The sequence below is a fragment of the Thalassomonas sp. M1454 genome, assembly GCF_007097525.1.
Taxonomy (GTDB): domain Bacteria; phylum Pseudomonadota; class Gammaproteobacteria; order Enterobacterales; family Alteromonadaceae; genus Thalassotalea_A.
The window spans coordinates 1,040,809-1,066,810 of sequence record NZ_VKDD01000002.1; the positions used below are offsets into that span (position 1 = coordinate 1,040,809).

Sequence of the window (26,002 nt, forward strand, 5' to 3'; positions counted from 1 at the left end):
TTTTTGATTATCTTTTTTCAAAAATATTCATCGCTAAAATTAGGAAACAACAAACATAGATAAATCTAAAAATACGATCTTTGCTTTTACAAAACTTTAGTAAAAAAACTCTGTAAAACTAAAATTTATTTAGTCACCCACCTCCCTCATAAACTAATTTAATTCATCATAAAACAGCACAAAGATCATCGATAAGTTTCCATAGATTTTTCTATCAAAAAAAATATTTTTTATTTTTGCCATTTTTTAAAATTAATACACATAAGTACATTAAGACACAAATAAAAAGGGTGAACTTGATGTCAACAAAGCAAGCAAAAGCTGTATTACAAAAGAAAAACAAAGCGCTGAAATGCAGCGACTTAAAAATACTTGGGCCTACGCAGTCCTTGGACGTGATCGTTAAAAAATATGAAATGATCGATAAAGTTGCACCATCTATATTCCAAAAACTTAAAAGCGCTATATTTCAAGCCCTACCAATTTTGAACTCTAAAGATAATTATTATCCTTATGAGCACCTTGGCTTTTTTAAATACTTAATTAGTGCCTACCCAGATTTAGCGGTGCCAAAATCGAAGATTAAAACGGCACAATCTATTGAGAAAATAGAACACCTGATCGCTCAAATGTCATTAGTTGAAAAGTTAAACTATAACGAGAACGAAACTATTGATGATTCAATCGAACTTATTAAATCAATGACAGGTGTTAATTTACAACTAACCCAACGCCAATTAGCTGAAATTGAAGGTTGCTCACCGTCAAAGTATTCAAAAGCGAAAGCGAGAAGTAATAGCAAAAACAAACAAGCTAAAAATAAAAGCAGCGTAACACCAAAACAGTTTGTATTAACTGAATAGTTGAAGGTTTTCTTATGAACTATCCATTAAATACAACCTCACCTATCGAACCACCAAAGGGTGGAATTTATGCTGATTTATCGCAAAATGAAGCGAGTGCCATTTGGGCGGCATTTCATTTGCCAGAACATCTTGAATATACCCAAGACGTTCATGAAATTTTGTCTCAGTTTCATCAGTGCTGTTGCCATTTAGCGAACGCTTCGAATAAAGATTTAGAACAACAAAAGGTATTGACTAATGCCATAGAGAAGCTTGCACAATATAAAAGCGATGAACATTCACCTCAAAGCGAAGTAACTCGCAAAGATCTATATAACGACCTTACGCATTATCCGCTAATAACAACGCTAATACTGATTGCACGCAACTCGCATAACGAGAAAGCCATTATTACTTGGTTATTGCTTACTGCACGTATCTATTTAAACGCCCCAACTAACCTTTACCAGTCTCTTTTAGAGTTAGATAAATCTCGACTAGACATAACAGATGACATTATTGAACAAGTAGAGATTAGTTATTTTTATCAATTTACTAATAACGAATTAGCCGACTACCTTACAACCTTACCTGAGAGCAATCATTTCAGCTCAATAGCAAAGCTTTTACGCCAGCAGAATATGCAAAGAAGTACGCGTATTTTTGCTCAAGGCACATTATTTAATGTCTCTGAGCATGAATCTGATTTAGAGGTTATAAATGAATGCGTTATCGTGGCTGATGAAGAGATACAACACGCCCATTTACTTGAGTGTATTGAAAAACCGAATCTAACAAGAAAACAACGAAAAAGCCTATATCAAAGACGCAAAGGTGGCAAAGCCAATGCGGTTGCTCGCGCAAATCAGAAATTAGCCTTTAGTCAGCAATCTATTACGCCATTGCAATTTGGTAATATTGCCAAAACGTTTACCCCAGAGGTATTCGATACAGTTATTGAAAAACTTGATTGTAAACTGATTGCGTTTTACATCATTTTTTATTTAGAAGTATTCTTTAATAAAACCTACGCTGCCCTAAAAAAAATCAGTGTATTTAACGACAACTCGAGATTAAGTAGAAAAACAAATACGGATGATTGTGAGGCTCTTGGCAACTCAGAAGTAGGCATCTATTATCAGTTATCTCATGGCGAAAGCTGTGAGGTTAATGCTGTACTGCCTAAATCGCTAGTAAAATCTCGGCAATATCAAGACACTGACGATACACAATTTTACCGAAAGAGTAATTGTTCAACCTCGCTCAGTATTGCCTTACCCTTCCCTATACCAACCTTATTTAACTGGTATTTACGCACCGGTAAGGCAAACAAACGCGGGAATGATATTTCGTTAGAAACGTTTCTTAAAGTCGAGACCGTTGAATATAAGCAATGGTTAAAAAGCCGAAAAGATAACTACAGTGAAAATTGCTCTCATCATTTAACTCCCTCGAGTATACGCAGTGCTTTCCATCATTTTCAATATGGTAATGAGCCAGATATTTACAGCCAAATTTGCCGCTCTACGCCGAGTACACAAGGCCATTATTCAAATTTAGGCATTGAAAAAACGGAAGATGTGATCACAAAAGCTTGGTTCGCATTTTTAGGTTCTGCAGATATTCCGTTACCGCATATTGCAACGAATGAAATAAATACTACCTCACTATTTAGCAATGACAATTTGTTGGGAACGTTTGGTTGTGATTACGTACTTGATGAATATGTGCTCGATAAAATCGTTGCTTACTTTGAAGAAGTATTTACTGAGGCTTCAAATCAAAGCCCGTCTCAATTAAAACAAGAGGCAATAAAAACCAGTCAAGATTTTGCCGTTTATTTAGGATTTCGAGTTGCTTACATCGCACTGTTAAGGCCTGAAAAAAAACCATTTCCTTCCTTCGACAATGTCTCGTTAGTAGATTGTTTGATTGCATTAAGTGATAAAAATTCCCATCAGAATAATGCCAAAAGATTAGCATTCCTTGATGAAAAGTTATGCCAAATCTGGTCTCGCTGGCGAATCTTTTATCGACCATCACCAAGTGTTCAGCAATATGCCATTGCCTACCTAAACGATAAAAATCAATGGTGCGAGGTGCAACGCGATGAACTCGAACAGTTACTGCTGCAATACTGAAGATACAGCAAATACCCAATGCTTAGATAACCGCAATATAAATCTTCAAATGAACCATCATAATTTTGGACAAACGCCATTAAGGCCTTATGCGCTGCATAGCATCAACCAATTAAATCCTCACCAACAAAAAGCTTTAGAACACATTGCTCATCAATTCAAATTAGCCGATGACGCGTTTGAAAAAGCGATCACAAAAATACTGAGTATCAGGGGTTAATTTATGACGACTACAAACGAAAATAACACTCATGATAAAGATATCAATACAGTTGAAGCAGTCCGTCTCAACAGTAAGTCATTAAAAACAAGGCTACAGCAGGCTTTACAAGACGAGACACCGGAGATTCGAAATCATTTCCAACACCTTTGGCAACATAAAAAGCTATCAAACTTTATACGCAGATGCTGTGAAGAAAAGCATATAAAAGACGATGAGTTAAATACGTTAAGCAAAAAATTTACTTATAAAGCAACCGAATTAGATGAACTTGAATGCATTAAAATCATTGTTTCTGAACTATGGCGCTGGGCAAGCGTTGCTTACCCAGATCTAAAACTACCTAATGTCACGATACCACTGCCAAAAGAAAAGGCATTAATCAACGATAACACCATACCTATTGGCCTAGTGGGAAGTCTACTCACGTGTATCTATGAAAACCCTATCAATCCTATCGAAAGTGAAAATGATGGCAAGTTAGCATGTGTAGGTCGTTGGCTTTTAATGACCGCGCATGAGTGCAATATTACAAACCTAACGCAATTAGATGAGCTACTTAGCTATACCTCAAACGACTGGCTGTTTATTGAAGGTGGTAATTTAATCACTGTATATCTAGAAAAATCTCAAAAACAAATTTTTCTTTCACCGCTCTCTGTACTTTATTACCAATACCTTTCAAAGCACGACACTTTTGATTGGGTTCAAGGTAAACCAATCAAAGCTCAAAAAGCCGTAAGTTCGTACCTGCAATACCAAAATAAATATCTTCCAGAAAAGCTAATTACGATGCCGCTCAAGCGCATCATCAAAGATATTTGCTTGTTTAATTTCCCAATTGGTTTAGCTCACGTTCAGGGTGTTGAGGCCCCGCTTGACCAGGCTCGATTAGTGAACCTATTTTCTTCCAAGACACAGGAAATCGAAAGTACCAACAAAAAGCGTAGACAGAAAACTAAGCAAGATATTCCGGAAGACATTTTGGCAAACCATCATGGTATTGAGGACGGGTTGGTAAAAACCAAATTACTTGGGTTACTATCAAATTTTGAAATAACTTGCCCTACCCAAAAACGAAATACAAAGGCGTATACAACCTGCCTAACTGACATGAAAGTGCTCGAAAGTGACAATGTATCACTTGGTTATTATTTGGCTATTCACTGGATAAATCACCTATTTGAAATAGGAACCGAATGGAAAGGTAATTTAGCAGCAGGTACGTTAAAGAATTATTTTTCAGATGCCACAAACTTTGCCAAGCTTGCTTTTGGCAAACGCAATATCGCTAATGATGACAGTGAATTTTTAACCGAGCAATGTCAAAAGGCGCTCGATTCTTTTAATCATGATCAACAATTAACTCTTTTACGCTTTTTAACCTATCTAAAAAGATTTCCAGCAATACCATTAATCGATTTAGAAGATTTACAGCTTTTAACAGTTGGAGGCTCTATTCGCACCAACTATTTGCCGCCTAGCGAATTTGATGCGATTTGCGAAAAATATGCAAGCGATGGTAATTACTTTAAACAGCAAACCGTACTAATTGCTCAACTTTGTTATTACGGCACGCTGCGTGAAGATGAAGCGGTCAGCCTATGCGTAAACGATATCGATATTGATTCAAACTTGCTTTACATCTCCAATGCCAAACGACGTAAATCAACTCAAAGCGTTCGAGACTATCCACTAAGCGCATTACCAGAGAAGGTGCTTGCAAAACTTATCAAGCAAGTAGACGAGAGAAAGTCTCAACAGAGTAAATCCTATCAGAATCAATCATTATTTGAATCTTGGTTATTTCACTCATTAGAAGACGATTTCATTTCATTTTTACGGGAAGAAACTAGCGACGATAGCTGGGTCACACATTTATTAAGACACTGTGGATGCAACAACTTACTCATAGAATTTTATTTATCTGGCGCTCAAGCCGATACCTTGGCATTACAAGCGTTAAAGCCAATATTAAACCACGAAATATTTTCCGCAAAACACCTAGAAAGATTTAGCAGAGATTTTTCAACGCTTGGCCGGCCTATCAATCCGCAATTTCCTGTGATGGAACAATTAGCCTTACTTGTTGGCCACGCTAGCCCTGCTACAACCTATACAACTTACTTGCACTTGGTAAGTTTGTTGCTGTCCAAAACGGCCAAAGCGTGTCGTTGCATTAATGCTACAGAGTTTTTCACCTGGCTACGAGAAGACTCTAGCTATGCCTATACCTTAAATAAAACGCATCAATTTTTAATTAAGGAAGTTAACCGTGAAGCGACATTAAATAACCATAATTTGGCTGCTTACTTAATAAACAGAGAAAAACGCACTAATCCAAATTTTTATCCCGCCAAGAAAGTAAGCCAACAGGCTGATATTAAAAAAGACGCTACCTTAACGTTTAGTCAGTTTGTACACCAAATATCTGTTATCCAAAATGGTAAAAGTAGCAGTTTAATGCATAAGTCGTTTAAAGATTTTTTACCTGAGGTTAGTAAGCTACCAACCATTCCTGACTTTGAAAACTCAAAACGTAACGCCTGGCTTCGCTTTAACCTGCATGTTGATAAGAACTTTGATTCATGGACAGCAACTGACTTTAACGCCATCGCATTCTTCGCGCAAAAACTCTCAATCAATGGACACATCGAGAGTTTACGAGAGTTGGCAAAATACATTAACGCCATCGAAACACTAAACCTGCCAAACGTTAAAAAGTTACGAGCAGAAGGCTTAATAAGAAAAAGCCAAGACCAACAAAAATGGATTAATAAAATTTCTAAAGCCAACTGGTCTGTGGTTCAAAAAGAAAGCGCTGGCAAATACCGAATACTTGTAAAGCCTTATCAATATTTCTGGGCACTATGGGACGACTTAAGTTGGCTCATCGAGCTCATTTTTGCGTTTAAACACTATAAGCAACGCGGCAAAACTTTAACTAAATCAACAAAAACTAAAGAGATAAAAATCAATGAACTTTGAAATCAAACAATATGTATTACAGTCTTTAACTAAATTAATGCACTTGCTAAGCAGTACATTACCGAACTTCGCTGACCTTCGCTTTCATTGCAAAATTGATGTAAAAGAGCAGCGATTCACAGCGACCACAGCAATCACTAATAGTGCAATGATACAAACGCAAATTGAAGCACCTATAGCCAAAGTTGAAAACGCACAGCCAAATCAAATAACAGATTTTTGTATTGACGGCGAGTTCTTGGTCGGCGTCATTAAAAACAATATCGACCAACTAAAAGAAAGCAGCAACGTCAATAACGTTGTTGTTCGACCTGAATATATGCTTAAATTTTCTCTTGGCTCTAATACTGATAATGGCCAAACATTGTCATTAGCTGCAACCGTTGAACTATCCGATCAAAAAACAATTACTGAGCCAAGTGAATTTACTCATGTTTCATCGATACTTCCGAACGCTAATCCAGAATTATATAACTTCCCAGTACCTTGCGATTTCCCTTGGGAAATAAATGTAAACGATTTAAAAGACACTTTAACCACGCTATTAAAGATAATAGATCTTAACGATAAAGGGAGCATTCAGGGGAATCAGTATGGCTTTTATCTACATTTAATGTCAGATGGCACCATTGCTGGACTGGCGTACATTAGTACAGCAGTAGCAGTTATTAAACATACCAATAGCAAGACTATCGAAGCCTCATTTTTTACAAAAATAGCATCAAAAACCTGTCATGCCTTGATTAAGGCGCTAACTTTCGATAATGAAAATGTGCACCTAGCCACGCTAAATAACCAAATTTACCTCAAGCAAGGTAAGGCTATATACAAACTAGGTACTATCGAACCTAATATCAATATTGCAACATTATACCGCCGTATAGATTCGGTAAAAGTTGCCCCTAGAAGCCTAGATACTTTAGAGCTACAAAAAACGTTAAAGAACTCGATAAACCCTAAGCACAATACAGCGGTAAAATTTGAAAAGGATGAACAATCAAATAAAACCAAACTAACCTTTCACTATACTGGCGCTCTGGATAACAATAAACCATTTAGTGAAGGAGAGTTATTAGCTGACACGCCATTTGATCATAATAAAATTTATCACTATAACTTGCGATTATTATCTATCGTGACAGAAAGTCTTGGAAATTTTGATAATAAAAATACTCAACCACTTTGGGAGGTAGGCAAAACTAATGAACTTATATTATCGCATGAAAATGATTCTATAACTGAATTTTACATGTTAAGCCATATTGAAATTATATGAGGTAAACCGTAGAGGTAATTGCTCCTAAAAGGTGAATTACCTTGAGTAAACTAATATTGGCTTATAGAATTTAAAAATTAACAAAGCACCTTAAAGTAAATATTATTTTACCTTAAAGTGCTCGTTAATTGTTGCTAATGGTATTTAACAGCAACTTGTTAAATGCCAACCTTCTGTGGGTTCTTTCACATTTATGACGAGTGATTTAACCAACAAGTTATTGTAATGCAATAAAAAATCATGAAAAAACTATTTCATTTTCAAGTATTTCAATTAACCTTTCTAATGAGAACCCACCGTTATACAAGCTGTATTCATCAATGCCCTGCTCAGGTATATCTTCTTCTCGCACGACTTTGTCAGCATCATCCCAAAGAGCAATTAGGATCTCTTCCAGAGAAACCTTTAAATAACCATCAAAGGTTTGATGATCGGCTACCATCGACGTATCGACTATCAAGCCAGTGACATTCACATCACCAAGTTGAGGCAAACCTAATTGCCTTCTAAACTCATTATCAGTACTCAACAACCTTTGTATTGCTGAAGTTTTCGCCTCAATTTGAGTGCCTGCTTTTCGAAGGCTTTTCGTTTTATGTAGCCAATGCTCTTGCCTACCGCCACGTATATAAGATGACTTTATCTCTATAACCAATACACAGCCCCCAAGCGCACAAATCAAGTCAATTTCACCTGCATCTTGGCCATCATACTTAGCAGGGTGAAAGCCAGATAATGTATGTACTCCTAACTCATTAAATGCTTTAGCTAAGTTATGCTCAATACGTTGGGTTTCAGACTTTACGTTCGCTCTTTTAGCGCCCACACGGCGTAAGTTATTTACCGCTGCAACCAAGTTATTTTGAAATGCGGTGATCCACGGCATCTGCAGCACCAAATTATTAAGTTGTAACATTGGTTGCTCATTAAACGTCGGCATTCCCCCATTAGGCTTAAGTTGTAATTGCTTTGCAGTTTCCATTAAATCATGACTCCAAAACTCAACAATCGCTTTTGCCGCGGCTCTATTCCCTTTAGGGTATTTGCTATTTACGGTCCAATTGATAATGCGATTAACCTTATCTTTTTTCTTAGCAAAAGTAAGCGGAAACCTATTTTCGCCAAGGTTAAGTAAACCATTAACAATAAAGTCCGCTAGCGCTGCAGACGAGTTGCCATATTGTTCAACAAGTGAAAGGTACTCATCCACAAAATGGTTTTGGTAAAAAGCACTCGTTAAATTCATCGACAGTAATGCTTCAAACACATTCACGCTAACTCTTTCACTTACCGCTATAGTATCTTTAATGCCATATACTTGATTTAATTGTAATTCGGCGGCAAAAGACAGAAATATAGCGAGTTGATTTGCCTCATGGTTTTCAGCACTGCCGATAAGTTCATTTGCATAACGCGACTGTGAAAATACATCGAGTGCGCGAAGTTGCCAATATGTGTTCAATTTTAACTGTTTATCTTCGATTCGAGCATCAAGTGTATTGTTACTTTTCCCGTCACCAATAAGATACGCACGGCCATCTCGACATTCGAAAAAGGCATCATCACAGTAACAAAATTCATCAACAATCGATCGCTTAAAATTAATCAGAGCCGATTGTGCTAAATAGGCGTTAACAAAACCTTGATAACGAGCATTTGTTACAGCTGATGGTTGCCCTATCAAATCAGACATGAAAATATTTTTGGCAAATTTAACTATATCTAATTCGGTTAAATTAAGGCGTTGCTTAGTATTAAGCAGTAAATTTTGTTTGAGTAATTCATTAATTACTAACCAACTATGCAAAAGGATATGTTGTTTATCGATAGATGACGGCAATATATACTCAAAGATGTAACGCGCACCAAACATTAAGACTTCAATACACGACAACGCCTTTAAATTAACATTGTATTGTTGTGCATCATCAAACAGATCAAGATATTCACGATTTATCGCTAAATACACCTCAAAAAAAGAATCATTTGTATTATCTTGTGCGATTTCATTAAACCAATGCCCAAAATGTTCTGAGTGTTTTTTAGTAATACAACCAGAATACTTAAGTGCGGTTTTTAATGAGGTGAGTGATGACGAAGTAACAGTACTAACTAATGTTTCATTAACTGACATATTACACTGAAAGCAGCGCGATAATGCTAAAACAAATGAAGAGTGTTCGATAATTAAAGTAGGTAAACTCTGTAAAAATGGGCTTTTCCAAAAGTCCTGGCAACGTTCGATAAAACTGTGTTTACCACCTTTGAATTTTCCATCAAGAAAACGTTCGATAACCAACAGCGCTGCTTTATCGTCATCCTCACCACCTACTGTACATAGGCTTTCATATAAACTCTGGTAATAAGGTAATTCTTGTTGCATTGCCCACATCCTTGTTGCATTAAATTCACTCCACAACATTACCCAAGTTAAAACTTCAAAGCTAGTGTAAAAACCAAAACCCAGTAAAAACAGTAGCTAGGCATAGCAAATGTTTGCCGCAAACTATTTTCAAACGAAATTTAAATAAATACACATAGATACAGTAATCAAAGAATTAATATCGATTCTTTTGATTTTAATCGACAGGAAATAATCCTGAACAATAACTTTGACTGTAATAGGAATAAACTATGAAAATTTTAAATGACTTTGATTTGCGTGTGCTAGAAACAGCTAAAACTTGGTATCTAGAGGGTACTGTTTATGATCCAGACGATAAAAAATGGCCTAAACACCCTTCCTTTGTATATCGTGTACGTGGTGAGTGGACATCCTGGGTTGATGAACTAGACCCTGAGCATATCGAATTAGAAAGCGATGAATATTTTAAATATGTTTATCAAGACTTAATTGAGGAGAAAGCTTGGAAAATTTACAATGTTTTGATTTGCATTGATGAAAATGCATAAATCATCAAATAAACTAAACCACTAAAAACAAGGCTACTTCATCATCAATTTGAAGTGGCCTTATATTTTGGGGTAATAAACTTACTTAAGAAGTTGACTTCGTATCCATCGAAACTTGTTCAGCTTTTGATGAAAGGACATGAATAAAAACGTAATAGCGTATTAAAAGTACAAGCCTAGGGTTTATTTTTATTGGAATTTATCCACTGAGAGTATGAATATGACAATAATTTTAAACCATCATACTCATACTAAACTAAGCACACTTTAGCTCCCCTCGTCAGGCCCATCACTCTCTGGAGGTTGCTTAATAGCTTCTTCCCAGGATTTCTTAATTAACTGGTCCATATCTTTGGTGACTTCAAGCTCAGATGCATTTTCCATATTGATTAATCCTTGGCTTATCGAGCTTTCTTCAATAGAGCTAAATAGTGTACGGAATCCTTCCATGCGAATAAATGCCTGCATATAATACCAACCTGCTTAGTCTTAATAGAGTCTAAAGCATTTGCCTTCCTCCACTTGGTCATTACATTCATTTAACAAAAATAAACACTCAAATGTCAGAAACAAAAAAGCTCGCTTGGAAGGCGAGCTTTGATGGTTTTCTATCTGTTTGAGTACACAAACCTTTAGACTCTTTAACTGTATGCCAAGAACTCGCTTTTATAAACCAGCAAAAGAACTCTTATTAACGCTTAAAAGATAAAAACCTGTGCTTAAAGCCAACGTATTTTCCCCGTGAATTACTAATATTTGCCGTAAAAAAACATTTCTCAAAAAATTTTTTCAAATTATTTTAATTTTTTTTGCGTAAAAAATTTAATTAATGCACATATATTAAGGTTAAGCTTTTTTTCTGTTGTTTTACTCAAACATAAATTCACATCGTTTTAATCAAATATTGTTATACCCAAACATCAAAAAGAGCGAATCCTATTAAATGATTCTGCAGTAAAATCACTTCAATTACACAAATAAAAGTCATAACCAATTGAGTCATAAAGTAATTTTATAAATACAAATTTATCTACCCTATTCCACGCAAATTTATGATGTTTGAGTCAAACAACCCAGTGTTTTACATGAACAATTCTTTGTTTCACCCAAACAAATTAATCACAATAAAAACAATAGGTTAAACAAACAAAAAGTTAAAAAAAGTACTTGACCAACGGCACTGCAATGGGCAATGTATAGGTGTTCACTTATTAACCAATTTAATTTTATTAAGCGATATACAGATAAGTTACGTAGTTACAAAAAGATGTTTTAGTAATGCTAAGCACTAAGCCAAATACGTACTTATAAGATGTTTGAATTAAGTTTAATGAAAGTTTATTAGTTAACAGGTAACAAAGAATTGCAGTTGAGCTGGGGAAGCTACCAACGACCCCAGCTCGTATCGACTGCTAACCCTTAAAGCACAGCAGCCGACGCTTAAAGTATACCTTGCTTTTGTCGGCCAAAGATAGACTCATTTAGGAGAATTATCATGGTCACTATCCGATTTTTAGATCACGGTTATATACAGTACGACATATCTTTACTTGGTAAACGCTTTAGAGAATCTTCAGGTTTACCTGAAACACCAGCGAACATTAAAAAAGTAAAAGCCAAAATAAAAACCATGAATGCTCAAATTGCGTTAGGCAAATTCGAGTATCGCGAGTTCTTCCCAGACAGTAAAAAATGCGCTAAGTTTGAGCAACTCAAACGTGAGAAGCATGCGAGTTCATGTTTACCATTTTTTGATAATTACGCCAAAGCATGGTTTGACCGTATGTCACATCAATGGAAGAACACATACCAAGAATCAGTTGAAGGTATTTTACGTTTATACCTACTACCATTTTTTGGCAATATTCTATTATCAGATATCACACTTGGCTTAGTACAAGAGTTTCGTACTAAGCTCTGTGAGTTAACTAACCCTGATGGCTCAAAACGTTTAACCAATAAACGCATCAACATTATTTGCGTACCGTTAATTTCAATTTTATATGCGGCAAGTGAAGAGTTTGATATGCCCTATCCGCTTGAACGCTTAAAGCCATTAAAAGAAGAGAAGTCTGATCCAAAACCATTAAACCAAGAAGAAGTATTTCGTTTTTTAGAAGTGGTACCAGATGAGTGGAGAGATTATTACATTGTGCGCTTTTACACAGGTATGCGCTCTTGTGAGGTACATGGCTTATTGCGTGAATGCGTCGATTTTGAACATGGCCGCATTATGATACGCCATAACTGGGTTAGAAAAGAGCTTACCGACGTTAAAACACCTAAGTCGCGCCGTGATATTAAAATGACGCCAACGGTACGTGCAGCGTTGGAGAGAGCCGTAAAGGCGATGCCAGAAGATGTTGACTTTGTTTTTACAAACGATAAAGGTAAGCCACTGTTAACGCACCAGGTAAGCAAAAAGATCTGGTACCCAACACTTAAAAAGGCTGGCCTTGAGCCTCGTCGACCATACCAAACTCGACATACTGCAGCAGTATTACATTTAGCGGCCCATGAAAACCCGTTATTTGTATCACGCTTACTTGGCCATTCAGGTACACGCATGCTTTACGACGTATATGCACCATTTATACATAATGCTTTAGATAACGATGGCAGTGCATTTGAAGCCATGATGCAAGCTCGTATGTCAAACAATGCAAGTAACCATAACAATACGCCAGCAGACGTATCAATTACTCAACCATCAAATAGCAATGAGGTATAAAACATGAACACATTACAAACTCAATATACATACTACTGCATTTATACAATTGCGCTTATTACTTTCTACCATCGACAAGATCAGGAATTGCTATCAAGAGTCACATTACAGCTTTGCCGTATTATGGTTATTTATAATGACCAAGCAATAGACTTAGAAAAGCTTTTAAAGCAATACAATGAATTACTACGCCTTTGTTATCTATTAGAAGAAATACACAAAGCACAAAAAGGTGGTTCGCACGTAACCATTCAATTAACCACAGTATTGAAAGCCATAAGCCAACATCAATCAACTCAATTAGGAGCATAACCTCATGGAAAATTTACACGTCCGTTTAAATGACACCAAAGACGTTATTACCAACATGAGTGATAGCGACAAACTTAAAACTCTAAATACCTGCATTGAAATATTTACTCTGTGGGATATAAGCAAGTTAGATCAAAGTATTTTACTCAGCTCCTTTAATACAAACCGCACGACATATTGGAAGTTAAACTGGATTGAAAGCCAAGATGACAATGCCGTATTACGTGCGCATTACATTATAAAAATCTATATTTTATTAAAGCTACTGTATCCAGAAAAACACCAACAATTAACCTGGTTGAAAACAGTTCAAAAAGAGCTTAATCACTTCTCGCCATCGCTATTAATGATGCAAGAAAACAATGCCTATTTTCTGTTGATTTTAGAAACGCTTAATCAACAATTAAAGCAACGTGTTAATGAGTTAACGCATTAATAGGTAGAAAAGCCCACTCATTAAACATGAGTGGGCTTTTAGTTTTTCTTAATAACTCTTTAAAATACTTGAATAAAATCATATAGTCCTTATTTAGTAGTTATTAATAAATGCAATAAATTATGGAGAAACAATGAAAACAAGGATAATACACCTTCAATTCGCATTTTTTTTAAAAGATATTGTTAGTAGGCCAGATCATGAATTCGGTAATTTAAACTCAAATTTAATGAATATCTTTGATGGAATGCCTCAAATACTTCCTATTCCTGTCTTTACTTTCTTAGCCAAATTATTTGATCCAGTTATGGATACTTTTTGTGGTAACACCTAGACGCTCGGCAACTTCTTTTGGCTTATAACCTCGATCTGTTACTTGTCTAACTGCTTCTATTTTGAATTCGTTTGGATAGCTTTTTGCTGCCATAATTTCCACCTGTAAATTTTCGTTCATTATAACTAAATTAGGTGTCTAGAAAACTGGGGACTTATCATCACGATTAAATTCACCTTCTACAATAGCGGTAAGGCCGTTAATTGATTTGCGAAAATCGACAAAGTCCCTATGCAGAAAAATATCAGATGGTTCAACAAACATTTTCATTAAGCAAACTCGCGCAGTAATTGGCTTAAATAGGTTGCAGATGTAGTGGCGGGCAAACTAACGTTTGCTTTGCCAACGGTTAACGTGATGCCAGGTTGCTCTTCAACAATTTCTACTTGCTGTGTGATTTTGGCGCGAACAAAGCTACAGGCAGATAAGCCAAGCTTCTTTCTCACCGCATAAAAGCTGGTCATTGATAATTGATGTTGGCGACAATAATCAATAATAGTTAAACCGCTTGATTGCTGCTCTTGGATGATGGTTTGCCATTGTTCTGGGGTGCGCATAACTTTCATAGTTATCTCCTTAAATTAATTTGGAGATAACATAGCTGAGATCAAAGGCTAGAGGCAGGTGTCGTTTGCTAGACGCTTACGAAAATTCAAATAAATTTCAATCATAAAAACGATAAACCCGCTTAATTAAGCGGGTTTATTATTTACTAAGAGTATTGTTTTTCTACCCAATCCTGATAAGAACCATCCATCACAGCCTGCCACCAGGACTCATTATTCAAATACCAAGCCACGGTTTTAGAAATACCTGTTTCAAATGACTCTTTAGGCTCATAGCCTAATTCATCGCGAGTTTTCGTTGCGTCAATTGCATAGCGACGGTCATGTCCAGGTCTGTCCTTCACGTAAGTGATCAAAGATTCAGTATCACTATTAATTGCTGCAAGTGCCTCAGGGAAGCGCGCAGATAATTCAGTTGAATTAGCAAACTCGTTTTCAACCAACTTACATACTTCTTTTACAATATTAATATTGGCCCATTCGTTATTACCGCCAATATTATAGTTTTCCCCTACTCTGCCTTTATTTAATACAAGGTCAATACCATAAGCATGGTCTTCAACATATAACCAATCTCTTATTTGCATACCGTTACCATATATAGGTAATGACTTATTATGCAAAATATTGGTAATAACTAATGGAATTAATTTTTCTGGGAAATGGTAAGGGCCGTAGTTGTTCGAACAATTGCTTGTGGTTACATTTAAACCGTATGTATGATGATATGCTCTCACTAAATGATCACTAGCGGCCTTACTGGCTGAATATGGTGAATTAGGCGCATAAGCAGTATCTTCTTTAAAAGCAGGATCTGTTGGTGATAATGTACCGTATACTTCATCAGTAGAAACATGATGAAAACGATGTTCAATTATATCGTCGCCGCGCTCTTTGGGTTCATCAATCCAACATTTTTTCACGGCCTTTATTAAAGAGTACGTACCTAATATGTTGGTTTCAATAAACGCGTCTGGTCCTGTAATAGATCTATCAACATGAGACTCTGCAGCAAAATGAACAACAGTATCAATGCCATGCTCTTGAATTAGCTTCTCAACTAACTCCTGATCACATATATCACCTTGAACAAACACAAAATTAGAGTTACCTTGTACAGGCTCTAGGTTTGCCAAATTACCTGCATAGGTTAATGCATCTAATACGATAACCTTATCGCTATCATATTTGTTCAACCAATAATGAACAAAATTAGCACCAATAAAACCGGCACCACCTGTAACTAATATATTTTTCATAATCTTACTTAATAATTATTTAGATTGCTTCGCTAGCTTATCAAGCATGCGACTTAATTGTTTACGCCAATGTACAAGAGGTAAATCTGTAAATACCTCTTTGGTTAATGTTTTATCTAACACACTATAACTAGGTCGTTTGGCTGGTGTTGGATAATCTTCTGTTCGAATAGCATTAATAGGAATAGCATTATCTAGCAATCCTTTTTCAATACCTAATTCTTGAATGGAAATTGCAAAGTCATACCAGCTAGCAATACCATCATCAGTCCAGTGATAAATACCCGACAACTTATTTTGCAAAGCAAATACACAAGCTTTTGCTAAATCACCAGCATATGTTGGACTACCGATTTGGTCACCAACCACTCCAAGTGCGGGCTTTTCAGCCATCAATCGCAGCATAGTTTTGACGAAGTTATTACCATGCGATGAATAAACCCATGAAGTACGAATAACACAACCATTATCATTTAATATACCAAAAAGTTCACTTTCACCTTCAGCTTTTGAAGCGCCATACACTCCAATAGGTGAAACGGCATCATCAACTAAATACGGATAACCTTTGTCACCATCAAAAACAAAATCAGTCGAAATATGAACCAGTGGAATACTTAGTGATTTACAAGCTAATGCAATATTTTTAACACCTGCAGAATTAACCTTAAAGACTTCCTCGCTTTCAGATTCCGCTAAATCAACGGCAGTATAAGCTGAAGCATTGATAACACCATCAGCAGTGCCAAACGCATCAAGCAGACCATCAATATCAAAAATATCAACGTTATCACGACCTAAGCAATTAATCTGGACATCAGAACAGTTAAGCTGAGACAATTCCCAAGCAACCTGCCCCGACTTACCTATAACAACAATATTCATCAAAATTACTTACTCAAAATATGGTGCATCGGCAAAAAGTAAACCATTCTTATCTTTATCTGATAACAAAGGAGCTTTACCATCAACCAATGGCCACTCGATACCAATAGCAGGATCATCCCAAGACAGAGATATTTCATGCTCAGGGGCATAATAATCCGTGCATTTATAAACAAATTCGGCCGATTCACTCATCACATAAAAACCGTGTGCAAATCCTTCAGGAACCCATAACTGGCGTTTATTTTCTGCCGACAATTCTACACCAACAGATTGACCAAAAGTTGGAGAGCTTTTTCTCATATCAACAGCAACATCAAAAACTTTACCAGATGTTACACGTACAAGCTTGCCCTGCGTATTTTCAGTTTGATAATGCAAACCACGTAAAATACCATGCCCTGATTTACTGTGGTTATCCTGAACAAATACACGTTCACAACATTCAGATAAAAACTCATCAACACGAAATGTTTCCATAAAGAAACCACGGTCATCACCAAACACTTGTGGCTCAAGTATCACGACATCAGGAATAGCCGTTTTAATATATTTCATTTATAAAAGCTCATTAAAAGATTTTCTCTTCAATAATATTAAGGAGATATTCGCCATAACCACTTTTACGAAGAGGCTCTGCGATCGCTCGTAGTTCATCAGCCGAAATCCAACCATTACGAAATGCAATTTCTTCAGGGCAGTTAACTTTTAAGCCTTGGCGTTTTTCAACAGTAGCGATAAATTGAGCTGCTGCAAGTAAATCATCATGAGTACCTGTATCTAACCAAGCAGTACCACGCCCCATTATTTCAACATTTAACTCACCAATTTGAAGGTACTGATCGATAACTTCGGTAATTTCCAACTCACCACGAGGGGATGGTTTTACATTTTTTGCAAACTCAACAACGCGTGAGTCAAAGAAATACAATCCTGGAACTGCATAGCTTGATTTAGGTTCAGCAGGTTTTTCTTCAATTGAAATGGCTTTACCAGCATCATCAAATTCTACAACACCGTATGATGTTGGATTAGCAACGTGATAACCAAAGACTGTCCCGCCAACCGAACGAGAACTAGCATTCAATAACGATTTACTCAAATCATGCCCATAAAACATGTTATCACCAAGTACTAGAGCAGCACCTGATCCAGCTAAAAACTCTTCAGCTATTATAAACGCTTGAGCTAATCCATCAGGACTCGGTTGTACCTGATAAGAAAGAGAAACACCAAACTGAGTACCATCACCCAGCAACCGCTCAAAACGATGAATTTCATCTGGAGTGGAAATCACCAATATTTCACGAATGCCAGCTTGCATTAAAGTTGCAAGTGGATAGTAAATCATTGGTTTGTCGTATACTGGCATAAGCTGTTTACTGACAACTTTGGTTAGCGGGTAAAGACGAGTGCCACTGCCGCCAGCTAAAATAATTCCTTTCATGTTTATTCTAATAACCTTATCGTTGTATATTGGGTTCTAATTTTATTATGAACAGCTTAATTTAATAAATAGAGCATAAAGTCAGCTAATTTAAACTAACTCTATTTAATTTCTTTAGCGCCAGCGTTAAACTTTAATGCAAGCCAAACTAAAGGGAAATAAGCAATACACACACCTAAAACACCATTTAATGATTCAGAAATAATGAGGTATGCTATTGGTGCGAGCCATAAAGTATTAATAACCAGTACCGATAATGTAACTTTTAAATGGCTTTTATATTTACGGGAAGCAAATTGATAAGCATGACTGCGATGCGCTTCATGAATTTTCTCTCCACATATTAAACGATGAATCAGCGTAAAAGTTGCATCAACTATAAATACGCCAAGTAATGTTAACCATACCCAAAGCATACTTTTTTCAACATGCGCGCTTGCAAGCATAAGCGACGCTAGTATAAAACCTAAAAATCCACTCCCTGCATCTCCCATAAAAATTTTAGCTGGAGGGAAGTTTAAAACTAAAAAACCACAAACAGATGCACTTAATAACCAAAGCAATGGAACTAGAGAAGAATCAGGAGAACTTATACTTAAAAATAACCCTGCAAATAAAGTTGCAGTAATAGCTTCAACGCTTGCTATACCATCAATGCCATCCATAAAATTAAATAAATTTAAGATCCAGATAATTGCTACTACTGAAAGAAAATAACCAAAATAATGAAGTTCTATTTCAAAGTTCCAAAGATCTATCGTGGGTAGCCCCCCTATAGCAAATACGACCCCGAAAGAGGCTAATGCATGAATTAAAAGTCTCCATTTTGCATCAATGTGGCTATGGTCATCGGCAAAACCTATAATTGCGACAAGTAAACCAGATACAAAAATCGAGCTGCCGACCATAAAATCGACTCTATTAAATATTATATATACGAGCAAGATAATCAAAAAAGATACTACTATTGAAATCCCTCCACCTCTAGGAGTTGGAGTTGAATGAGAACTTCGGTCATTTGGAATGTCTATAACGTTTTTTAACAAAGCATATCTTCGTAATAGCTTTGTTAAAATCAAGGAAGCTAAAAATACACACACATAAGAAAGAATTTCAATGTGAACATCACTTAATTCTAAGCTAAATAGTTCAACTATCTTCATAAGAATGACCGCCTTTTACAAAAAAGATTAAACACATGCATAAAAAGAGAAATTGATGGAACGGTTTACGCCTGCAAGATTTCGCATAGAAAGCAAGTTTAAAAAATGAAAACCGGCTATTATTTTTAATTAATTTAATCGGAGGTAAGTTATGTTGCCTAAGGAAATCAGCTTGAATTATTAGATTTTTAAACGCATCTCCCTTCGTAACCACTTTTAATCTTTGATAAAATGATTTCCAACCAGAGTTAGCACCAACTTCATTATTACCATGTTGCCTATAAAGCATGCTTGATCTACCATCAATAGCCCACTTGAATTTATTAAATCTCGCAAAAGAATAAAAAAACCAATCATGCATCCATAGTATGCCAACTTTGTCTTTTTTAATTATCAGTTCATCTTGAATTGCGATAGCAAGCTTTTTGGTAAAAATAAATGTACAGCCCGGACCAGGCGACTCAAACAAATAATCAAATTCCTTCTGTGGTTGATTTTTTCTCAACAGAGTTTTTCTTCCATTTTCCCAAAACGCGGTAACACTACTAGAATAGCCATCTGCATTTTCATATCTCAAATAGTTTATACCATCTATCAATTTTGAAGTATTCCATATGTCATCCTGGTCAGCTAATGCAACAAAATCATATTTAGAAAAGTCCACACTTTGCATCATATAAAAAAAGTTCGCCCCCGCCGAACCAAACCTTTGTCCATATGGCAAAATATTTATGGAATTATCTGATGCAAATTTTTCAAGTTTATTGAGACTGTTATCAGAGCTTAAGTCCAAGTTAACGACTAATGTGAGCTCTACTCGCTCTTGTGCATAAATAGTTTTAATTTGTTCTTCGATGTATTTCTCACCATTATAAGCGGCAAGCAAAACTACTATTGTGGGATTATTTTTCATATTTAAAGATCATATAGTTAACAATTAGGTTGCTTAGGATGTACGAGGAAATATTCAATGAAATGGTTTAGGTCAAAATAGCAGTTTAGATATTTTAACCTATCTATAAAATACGTTGTGTAACGTGCTATTTTGCAATTACCCCTGTAAATTCACCGTTTTCAGTAACAATAAGCATATTGATATTTAATTTTTCCATTTTATCGTAAGCTTCATAAGCCATATCATTAATATCTATTGTGATCGGTGAGTGTGTGTACAAATTTTTAGTAAATGTCGCATCAAGCTTTGGGTTTCTTATTAGTTCTCGCCTTATATCACCATCAGTTATGATACCTAATGTTTTACTTCCATCTTTTACAACACAAAAGTTATAACTAAATTTAGTTATTTCCTTAATTATATCGAGTAGAGTTGAGCCAACGCTAACTAGCGGCACACTGGTTCCTTTGATGTAAATATCTTCTACTGTTGACAATAATCTTTTACCAAGACTTCCACCAGGATGATATTTAGCAAAATCTATTTCGGAAAAAGATTTTCTTCGCATACATTTAATGGCAAGCAAATCCCCAATAACAAGCATTGTAGTAGATGATGTTGTAGGGGCTAACTCTAAAGGGCAAGCCTCTTTCACTCTACCGTAAGATAAACAAAAATCTACATTTCGACCGATGTAACTTTCTTTTCGTCCCGTAATTCCTATTGTTTTTAAACTATACTTCTTTAAAAGTTTAAAGATCATTTCAAACTCATGTGATTCCCCCGAGTTTGATAGTAATATAATTACATCTTCCGCTTGAACCATCCCCAAATCACCATGTGCAGCTTCTGTTGGATGGATAAAAAAAGAAGGTAAGCCAACACTGGAAAAAGTAGCTGTTAATTTTTTACCTATTAAGCCAGACTTACCAAGCCCCATAAAGATAATTTTTCCAGAACAGTTAGCAATTACATCGCAAACACATTCAAGCACCTCTTTATCAATATTCTCATAGCCAGCTTCAACACCTCTGAGAATAGTTTTTACTACATCTAAATCGTTAGTCATAAATTTTCCTATGCTTATGCATAATAATTAAAAACATTAATAAATATCCGAACGTAAAAGAAAATCCATTATTTAATATAAGCCAACAAAAAATAATGAAAAACAGAACTTTCGAATAATATGAAGCCCTTATGATTTGTTTGCGATAAAAGAAGAGGAATAAACTCAAAAAAACAACACCAACACCACCATAACGGGCAAAGAAATCAACTAATTCAGAATGATGACCTATTCCACTTTCATAAATCAAACTGAAATCCCCCTTAAAATCGATATAATCACCACCTACACCAAAAATAGGATTACTTAAGAATGTTTCTAGACTTAATAACATAAAGTCGAGCCTTGCAACTTCAATAGATAAAGAGCCTGACGTAAGTAACAAATTTATTGCTACCAATCTGTCAGCGACATAGATTGGAAATAAGTTATATAAGTCACTAGTACTAGAAAATACAAACAAAAATGCGATTAGAGTTATGGGAACCAAAACAAACAATGCAAAAACTCGATATACTTTAAAACACACCAAGAAGTTGAAAAAAAGAAATAAGAGCATTATTGTAACTTTAGTTGAGAGAAATACGTAAATGAATAGACTAATAAAAAGTATTATTTTTAAATATTTGTTTTCATCCGATAAAAAACAAATCGAGAGACCTGTAATAGTGAAAAACGCTACATAAACTGTATTTCCGATATTCGTATAATTACTATCTTGCTCTACATAATTCATGTGAAAAATTAATAATGGATCATTTAACAATGCTACAATCTGGTAAATCACGCAAATAATTAAACAGCCAGTAACCGTCCTTAATAATATCCGGTATTGATTATGAGATAAATCAACAGAATAGATTATTATAATATGAAAGAAAAAACCTACGATATCAAAGATTCTTCCGAATGCAGATTGGCTAATATCTAAGGAAAATAAGAGAAATAAATATAAAATCCACAGAACAAATGTAAGAGTAACTAGTAATAGTTGCCTATCATAAGAACAAACAGTCAAGTAAAGCGAAAATATTACTATAAATAACGATAGGATAAAAAGCCTACTAGTTATTGTAGATAATACGGGAAATATTATTACTATGCTGTAGATAACAAGGAATATAAAAAAAATTTTATTAAATAGTGGCTTGAACATTTTCTAATTTGTTATTTAACTTCATTATTAATTCTTCCATATTCGAATAAATATGTTCATCTGTTGCCAATTCTTGAGAGTAATCTGCTTTTCTAACAAAAAACTCCTTTTTAAAATATTGACACTCAAGTAGTCCTAAATTTAAAGATTCATGTCTTGATGGTATAATGCAACAACGAGCACTGTTTAAATATGACAGATAATCTAAATGCGAAAGTTGATTTAAGCAGCAAAAATTAAATGAGCCAAAACTATTAATTTTTTCTATAAATGCTTCTTCAAAAGTACCAATAAAGTAAATATTAAGAACCTTACCTTTTACATTAAGTTTTGCCATTTTTTCTAATAGAGGTTTAACTTCTTTATGTTTCTCGCTTCCCCCGATGATTAGAATATCAATTCCTTCGACACTACATAATGATTGTCCCACTTTACCTTCTAAAAATTCAAAATATAAATCTTTAGATAACACATTGATATTTCCTTTATAGAGTTTTTTCAATCTTCTCCTCATAAACTTTGTTTGTACATAAACCTCTTTAATATTGAAATATTTTAAGGCAAAACGAACATAAAAATATTTAAAATAAAATTTAAAAGGAATCACTTCACGACACTTAAACAACTCTTGTAGGGAGTATAAATAAAAAACATTGTGGAGTAGTAAAATGTTATGTTTATTTAATGATGGGACTGGCACATTGTTCAATGATACCCAGCTAATATCTTTTTTTATAAATGCAAATTTTGCAAATTGGAAATAATTTTTAAATTTAGAATAATCTCCGTCAATCAAATTTTCATTATTAGTACTTGTATATGACCTAGATATCTTAATTTGGTGATAATCTAAAAATAATTTACTATAGATAATGGTGCCTAAACTAGCTATAAAGCTCATATCACAAGCATATTTTGTTGCCATTAATATCATCCTTAAACTCTAAAAATGTAAGCGCACTGGATTTCGAAGCATTATAAATATTCAAGTGAGTTGAACAAGACTCTTGAAAGTTTTTGATTGAAAATATGATTCTCTCACCTGCTGAAGCATAAGTTTTGTCAACTTTATTAATATTTATTATATTCCTACTCTCAACGTTATGTGAATAGTTAGCGTCTACTCCTAGTAAAATAACATTTTTATACCCCATAAATTCTGCTAATTCCAAAGCAGTATAAACAACAGTATAGCCATCGTATATATACTTATTTTGAGCATGACTTTTCTTATATGTATAAGGTTTATATTGTTCAGTGAATGCATGAGTTAAGAAGTGATGGTTAAATAAATATTTGTAATTTTTTAAATTCTTATTTTTAATTGCTAAATAAGAACTAATAATTACTGATGACTTCAGTTTTGCAATGTAATGTGATATTTTCTCGGAAACCTCAAGATCTTGTACTAAATAAAAATCAGTTGTGGGCCAGCCTTTTTCAACAACCAATTTAGCATATCCATTAACTGATAAGGTATCCACACTATCAATTATGTTTTTATTAAGGCTATTTAAGCTTGGCCCGGTACCTAAAATCAACAAAGTATCTGATTTTTTTTCACTTTTAATTTCGTTAATATTTATATCATAGAATATATTAGGAGTTCCCAATTCAATTAATTTATTATACGTAACTCTTTTAACATTATTTATAAATTTTCTCAAAATTTTGTTCTTCAATATCATAATTTAATCTTCTTAAGTGTTTTATATTTCTTTCTGATGCTACTCCTCTTGAGTCATTACTTAACTCAGCGAAAAGTTTTTCTCGATCATGAATTGAAATTTCATCATTGTCTTCCAATATAATAATTCCTGGTAATAATTTTATTTCATCAGGAAAGGCTTCACTTATAATAATTTTGCACCCCGAAGCAAATGCTTCAACGATGATAATCCCCAACCCTTCAAAGAGTGACGGGGCAACCAGTATATCTATATCTTTTAATTTATTTACTATATTTGCCTGTGGAGGAGCTAGTTTAACTTTTTTAACTAAGTCATTTTCATCAATAAAATTAACTAACTTTTTTAAATATGATCCGGACCCGATCATTATGAGTTTATGCGTATCGATAAAGTATTTCTCAAATATTTTCACTGCTTTTATTGGCTGCTTTTGCTTTTCTAATCTGCCAATAAAACCAACCTGATTCCCATATTCATTTTTTGAAGTTCGATATTCCTCGATAGCGAAAGCATTTTTAACAACAGAAAATTTAGATTTTCCAAACAACCACTTACCTGCTTCTAGGGAACAGGCAAGGTTTAAGGACTTAACTCTTTTTATCAGCACTTTAGAAAAAAAATTGTTGAACTTAACTATTCGAGTTTCAAACTTTTTATCGAAGAAATTGTGAGAATGAATGACTATTTTTGTATTAACCCAATTACATTTAATTAGTAACACCGCAACCCAAGTCAATTCATTTAGGTGTATATGGATATAATCAAAACGATCAGATTTTATGGCTTTTAATAAGTATAAATACTTTTTAAATTTACCGTCTGATTTATTTAATAAAACCTTAATATTTATTCTTTCAAATTCAGATATTTGATCCGTGCTAATTGACGATAATGTAGTGACAGTATGGCTATATTCCGAGCCTTCAATATGCCTTAATATAAAACTCTCTACTCCACCGTAATATATACCAGGTATTATATGAAGAATTTTTTTCATTTAAAAATTGCTCTAGCAAAATCTAGATCACAAGGCTCATCGATGTCTACAGCTTCAATATAATCTACTTGAATCATTTTAGGTTTTTTTCCTATACGAACGCCCTTATTAAGCATTAACTCTTTTTTAAATATATAAAAGCCACTAGTTTCGAAATAAACAGGCTCTATATCCTGAGTTCTAACGACATTATCTAAAGAGTAATTTAATGGTTGCCCTTTATACCAAGCAAAGGTTTTGACTCTCTCCGCAGTAAATGACGAGTCATACCCTTCATTTACAACACTAGAAATTCCATTCTCAAATGTTTCACGCTTTAAAAATGGTGAAGTAACATGAGCTAATATGTATATGTCAGCATCAACTTTTTCTATAAATGACTTATATATATCCACGCCCAAGATCAAATTTCCATCTAACTCTACATCTCTTTCTAAAAATTTTATTTCTTCATTGAGACCATTAATATATGATTTATCTGAAGAATATATGTAAATCTCATCTAAATTATTTACTTCGATTAAAGTATCAGTTAAGTGTTGAACTAAAGACTTATTACCTATTAGTTGATTATTTTTATCTTTAATTCTTTGGCTATTATTTCTTAATGGTATAAAGGCGACAACTTTCACTTTATTTCTCTCAATTAGTTTTAGTGATGCTCACTAAGCATTTTAC

The 26,002-nt window shown here is 34.6% G+C and carries 24 protein-coding genes and 1 pseudogene; 9 read left to right on the forward strand and 16 right to left on the reverse strand.

What is annotated here, in order from left to right; translation table 11 throughout:
- Nucleotides 1–299 precede the first annotated feature (299 nt).
- The 5 genes from FNN08_RS06650 to FNN08_RS06670 are packed head-to-tail and all read left to right on the forward strand — an operon-like array spanning nt 300 to nt 7,470.
- Nucleotides 300–863 (forward strand): hypothetical protein, encoded by a 564-nt coding sequence (locus FNN08_RS06650; RefSeq protein ID WP_143583929.1) that lies wholly within the window; start codon nt 300–302, stop codon nt 861–863.
- 14 nt (nt 864–877) lie between these two features.
- Complete coding sequence (locus FNN08_RS06655; protein WP_143583930.1) at nt 878–2,986, forward strand: hypothetical protein; 2,109 nt, start codon at nt 878–880, stop codon at nt 2,984–2,986.
- Entirely contained in the window at nt 2,955–3,206 is a 252-nt protein-coding gene (locus FNN08_RS06660; protein ID WP_143583931.1) for a hypothetical protein, read from the forward strand. The genes FNN08_RS06655 and FNN08_RS06660 overlap by 32 nt, the downstream gene beginning before the upstream one ends.
- Before the next feature lie 3 nt (nt 3,207–3,209).
- Nucleotides 3,210–6,194, forward strand: a complete 2,985-nt coding sequence (locus FNN08_RS06665; RefSeq protein WP_143583932.1) for a tyrosine-type recombinase/integrase — start codon at nt 3,210–3,212, stop codon at nt 6,192–6,194.
- The gene (locus FNN08_RS06670; RefSeq protein WP_143583933.1) at nt 6,184–7,470 is read left to right on the forward strand and encodes a hypothetical protein; all 1,287 of its coding nucleotides are present in this window, start codon (nt 6,184–6,186) and stop codon (nt 7,468–7,470) included. The genes FNN08_RS06665 and FNN08_RS06670 overlap by 11 nt, the downstream gene beginning before the upstream one ends.
- Nucleotides 7,471–7,708: 238 nt before the next feature.
- On the opposite strand, the gene FNN08_RS06675 is transcribed toward FNN08_RS06670, so the two are convergent.
- On the reverse strand, nt 7,709–9,853 hold the full coding sequence (locus tag FNN08_RS06675) for an NERD domain-containing protein (protein ID WP_185962575.1): 2,145 nt from the start codon (nt 9,851–9,853) through the stop codon (nt 7,709–7,711).
- Between the two features lie 251 nt (nt 9,854–10,104).
- Here FNN08_RS06675 and FNN08_RS06680 point away from each other — a divergent pair, with 251 nt between their 5' ends.
- Entirely contained in the window at nt 10,105–10,383 is a 279-nt protein-coding gene (locus FNN08_RS06680; protein WP_143583935.1) for a hypothetical protein, read from the forward strand.
- 267 nt (nt 10,384–10,650) lie between these two features.
- Here the strand turns inward: FNN08_RS06680 and FNN08_RS06685 are convergent, their stop codons facing one another.
- On the reverse strand, nt 10,651–10,851 hold the full coding sequence (locus tag FNN08_RS06685) for a hypothetical protein (RefSeq protein WP_143583936.1): 201 nt from the start codon (nt 10,849–10,851) through the stop codon (nt 10,651–10,653).
- A 1,027-nt stretch (nt 10,852–11,878) separates the two neighbouring features.
- Between FNN08_RS06685 and FNN08_RS06690 the strand changes: the two genes are divergently transcribed.
- The 3 genes from FNN08_RS06690 to FNN08_RS06700 are packed head-to-tail and all read left to right on the forward strand — an operon-like array spanning nt 11,879 to nt 13,862.
- Nucleotides 11,879–13,114 carry a site-specific integrase gene (locus tag FNN08_RS06690; RefSeq protein ID WP_143583937.1) on the forward strand — a complete coding sequence of 412 codons (1,236 nt, stop codon included), beginning with the start codon at nt 11,879–11,881 and terminating at the stop codon, nt 13,112–13,114.
- Nucleotides 13,115–13,117: 3 nt separating this feature from the next.
- Nucleotides 13,118–13,426 (forward strand): hypothetical protein, encoded by a 309-nt coding sequence (locus FNN08_RS06695; RefSeq protein ID WP_143583938.1) that lies wholly within the window; start codon nt 13,118–13,120, stop codon nt 13,424–13,426.
- 4 nt (nt 13,427–13,430) lie between these two features.
- Complete coding sequence (locus FNN08_RS06700; protein WP_143583939.1) at nt 13,431–13,862, forward strand: hypothetical protein; 432 nt, start codon at nt 13,431–13,433, stop codon at nt 13,860–13,862.
- A 298-nt stretch (nt 13,863–14,160) separates the two neighbouring features.
- Here the strand turns inward: FNN08_RS06700 and FNN08_RS06705 are convergent.
- From FNN08_RS06705 to FNN08_RS06770, 14 genes and pseudogenes are all read right to left on the reverse strand, one after another.
- Nucleotides 14,161–14,289 (reverse strand): annotated as a pseudogene (locus FNN08_RS06705) (transposase); the annotation flags it as partial.
- 176 nt (nt 14,290–14,465) lie between these two features.
- On the reverse strand, nt 14,466–14,762 hold the full coding sequence (tnpA, locus tag FNN08_RS06710) for an IS66 family insertion sequence element accessory protein TnpA (RefSeq protein WP_143583941.1): 297 nt from the start codon (nt 14,760–14,762) through the stop codon (nt 14,466–14,468).
- Between the two features lie 146 nt (nt 14,763–14,908).
- Entirely contained in the window at nt 14,909–16,021 is a 1,113-nt protein-coding gene (gene rfbB / locus FNN08_RS06715) for a dTDP-glucose 4,6-dehydratase (protein ID WP_143583942.1), read from the reverse strand.
- Nucleotides 16,022–16,036: 15 nt separating this feature from the next.
- Nucleotides 16,037–16,906, reverse strand: coding sequence for a dTDP-4-dehydrorhamnose reductase (rfbD, locus tag FNN08_RS06720; RefSeq protein WP_143583943.1), 870 nt, complete (start codon nt 16,904–16,906; stop codon nt 16,037–16,039).
- Nucleotides 16,907–16,915: 9 nt separating this feature from the next.
- Nucleotides 16,916–17,464, reverse strand: a complete 549-nt coding sequence (rfbC, locus tag FNN08_RS06725; protein ID WP_143583944.1) for a dTDP-4-dehydrorhamnose 3,5-epimerase — start codon at nt 17,462–17,464, stop codon at nt 16,916–16,918.
- Between the two features lie 13 nt (nt 17,465–17,477).
- Nucleotides 17,478–18,353 carry a glucose-1-phosphate thymidylyltransferase RfbA gene (gene rfbA / locus FNN08_RS06730; RefSeq protein ID WP_143583945.1) on the reverse strand — a complete coding sequence of 292 codons (876 nt, stop codon included), beginning with the start codon at nt 18,351–18,353 and terminating at the stop codon, nt 17,478–17,480.
- 101 nt (nt 18,354–18,454) lie between these two features.
- Nucleotides 18,455–19,516, reverse strand: a complete 1,062-nt coding sequence (locus tag FNN08_RS06735; RefSeq protein ID WP_143583946.1) for an MraY family glycosyltransferase — start codon at nt 19,514–19,516, stop codon at nt 18,455–18,457.
- Nucleotides 19,503–20,429, reverse strand: a complete 927-nt coding sequence (locus tag FNN08_RS06740) for a glycosyltransferase (protein WP_143583947.1) — start codon at nt 20,427–20,429, stop codon at nt 19,503–19,505. The genes FNN08_RS06735 and FNN08_RS06740 overlap by 14 nt, the downstream gene beginning before the upstream one ends.
- 127 nt (nt 20,430–20,556) lie before the next feature.
- Nucleotides 20,557–21,480, reverse strand: a complete 924-nt coding sequence (locus tag FNN08_RS06745; RefSeq protein ID WP_143583948.1) for an SIS domain-containing protein — start codon at nt 21,478–21,480, stop codon at nt 20,557–20,559.
- Entirely contained in the window at nt 21,473–21,814 is a 342-nt protein-coding gene (locus FNN08_RS16630) for a hypothetical protein (RefSeq protein ID WP_143583949.1), read from the reverse strand. Before FNN08_RS16630 ends, FNN08_RS06745 begins: the two co-directional genes overlap by 8 nt.
- Before the next feature lie 802 nt (nt 21,815–22,616).
- Nucleotides 22,617–23,561, reverse strand: a complete 945-nt coding sequence (locus tag FNN08_RS06755; protein ID WP_143583950.1) for a glycosyltransferase family 4 protein — start codon at nt 23,559–23,561, stop codon at nt 22,617–22,619.
- Nucleotides 23,539–24,303, reverse strand: coding sequence for a 6-hydroxymethylpterin diphosphokinase MptE-like protein (locus FNN08_RS06760; RefSeq protein WP_185962577.1), 765 nt, complete (start codon nt 24,301–24,303; stop codon nt 23,539–23,541). Before FNN08_RS06760 ends, FNN08_RS06755 begins: the two co-directional genes overlap by 23 nt.
- Nucleotides 24,284–25,324, reverse strand: a complete 1,041-nt coding sequence (locus tag FNN08_RS06765) for a glycosyltransferase (protein WP_143583952.1) — start codon at nt 25,322–25,324, stop codon at nt 24,284–24,286. Before FNN08_RS06765 ends, FNN08_RS06760 begins: the two co-directional genes overlap by 20 nt.
- Nucleotides 25,321–25,956 (reverse strand): cytidylyltransferase domain-containing protein, encoded by a 636-nt coding sequence (locus tag FNN08_RS06770; RefSeq protein WP_143583953.1) that lies wholly within the window; start codon nt 25,954–25,956, stop codon nt 25,321–25,323. The genes FNN08_RS06765 and FNN08_RS06770 overlap by 4 nt, the downstream gene beginning before the upstream one ends.
- Nucleotides 25,957–26,002 lie beyond the last annotated feature (46 nt).

Bases quoted from the DNA above. Each gene is read 5' to 3' on its own strand.
- FNN08_RS06650 (WP_143583929.1), top strand. From the start codon at position 300: ATGTCAACAAAGCAAGCAAAAGCTGTATTACAAAAGAAAAACAAAGCG.
- FNN08_RS06655 (WP_143583930.1), top strand. From the start codon at position 878: ATGAACTATCCATTAAATACAACCTCACCTATCGAACCACCAAAGGGT.
- FNN08_RS06660 (WP_143583931.1), top strand. From the start codon at position 2,955: ATGAACTCGAACAGTTACTGCTGCAATACTGAAGATACAGCAAATACC.
- FNN08_RS06665 (WP_143583932.1), top strand. From the start codon at position 3,210: ATGACGACTACAAACGAAAATAACACTCATGATAAAGATATCAATACA.
- FNN08_RS06670 (WP_143583933.1), top strand. From the start codon at position 6,184: ATGAACTTTGAAATCAAACAATATGTATTACAGTCTTTAACTAAATTA.
- FNN08_RS06675 (WP_185962575.1), bottom strand. From the start codon at position 9,853: ATGCAACAAGAATTACCTTATTACCAGAGTTTATATGAAAGCCTATGT.
- FNN08_RS06680 (WP_143583935.1), top strand. From the start codon at position 10,105: ATGAAAATTTTAAATGACTTTGATTTGCGTGTGCTAGAAACAGCTAAA.
- FNN08_RS06685 (WP_143583936.1), bottom strand. From the start codon at position 10,851: ATGCAGGCATTTATTCGCATGGAAGGATTCCGTACACTATTTAGCTCT.
- FNN08_RS06690 (WP_143583937.1), top strand. From the start codon at position 11,879: ATGGTCACTATCCGATTTTTAGATCACGGTTATATACAGTACGACATA.
- FNN08_RS06695 (WP_143583938.1), top strand. From the start codon at position 13,118: ATGAACACATTACAAACTCAATATACATACTACTGCATTTATACAATT.
- FNN08_RS06700 (WP_143583939.1), top strand. From the start codon at position 13,431: ATGGAAAATTTACACGTCCGTTTAAATGACACCAAAGACGTTATTACC.
- tnpA (WP_143583941.1), bottom strand. From the start codon at position 14,762: ATGAAAGTTATGCGCACCCCAGAACAATGGCAAACCATCATCCAAGAG.
- rfbB (WP_143583942.1), bottom strand. From the start codon at position 16,021: ATGAAAAATATATTAGTTACAGGTGGTGCCGGTTTTATTGGTGCTAAT.
- rfbD (WP_143583943.1), bottom strand. From the start codon at position 16,906: ATGAATATTGTTGTTATAGGTAAGTCGGGGCAGGTTGCTTGGGAATTG.
- rfbC (WP_143583944.1), bottom strand. From the start codon at position 17,464: ATGAAATATATTAAAACGGCTATTCCTGATGTCGTGATACTTGAGCCA.
- rfbA (WP_143583945.1), bottom strand. From the start codon at position 18,353: ATGAAAGGAATTATTTTAGCTGGCGGCAGTGGCACTCGTCTTTACCCG.
- FNN08_RS06735 (WP_143583946.1), bottom strand. From the start codon at position 19,516: ATGAAGATAGTTGAACTATTTAGCTTAGAATTAAGTGATGTTCACATT.
- FNN08_RS06740 (WP_143583947.1), bottom strand. From the start codon at position 20,429: ATGAAAAATAATCCCACAATAGTAGTTTTGCTTGCCGCTTATAATGGT.
- FNN08_RS06745 (WP_143583948.1), bottom strand. From the start codon at position 21,480: ATGACTAACGATTTAGATGTAGTAAAAACTATTCTCAGAGGTGTTGAA.
- FNN08_RS16630 (WP_143583949.1), bottom strand. From the start codon at position 21,814: ATGTTATTAAGTCTAGAAACATTCTTAAGTAATCCTATTTTTGGTGTA.
- FNN08_RS06755 (WP_143583950.1), bottom strand. From the start codon at position 23,561: ATGGCAACAAAATATGCTTGTGATATGAGCTTTATAGCTAGTTTAGGC.
- FNN08_RS06765 (WP_143583952.1), bottom strand. From the start codon at position 25,324: ATGAAAAAAATTCTTCATATAATACCTGGTATATATTACGGTGGAGTA.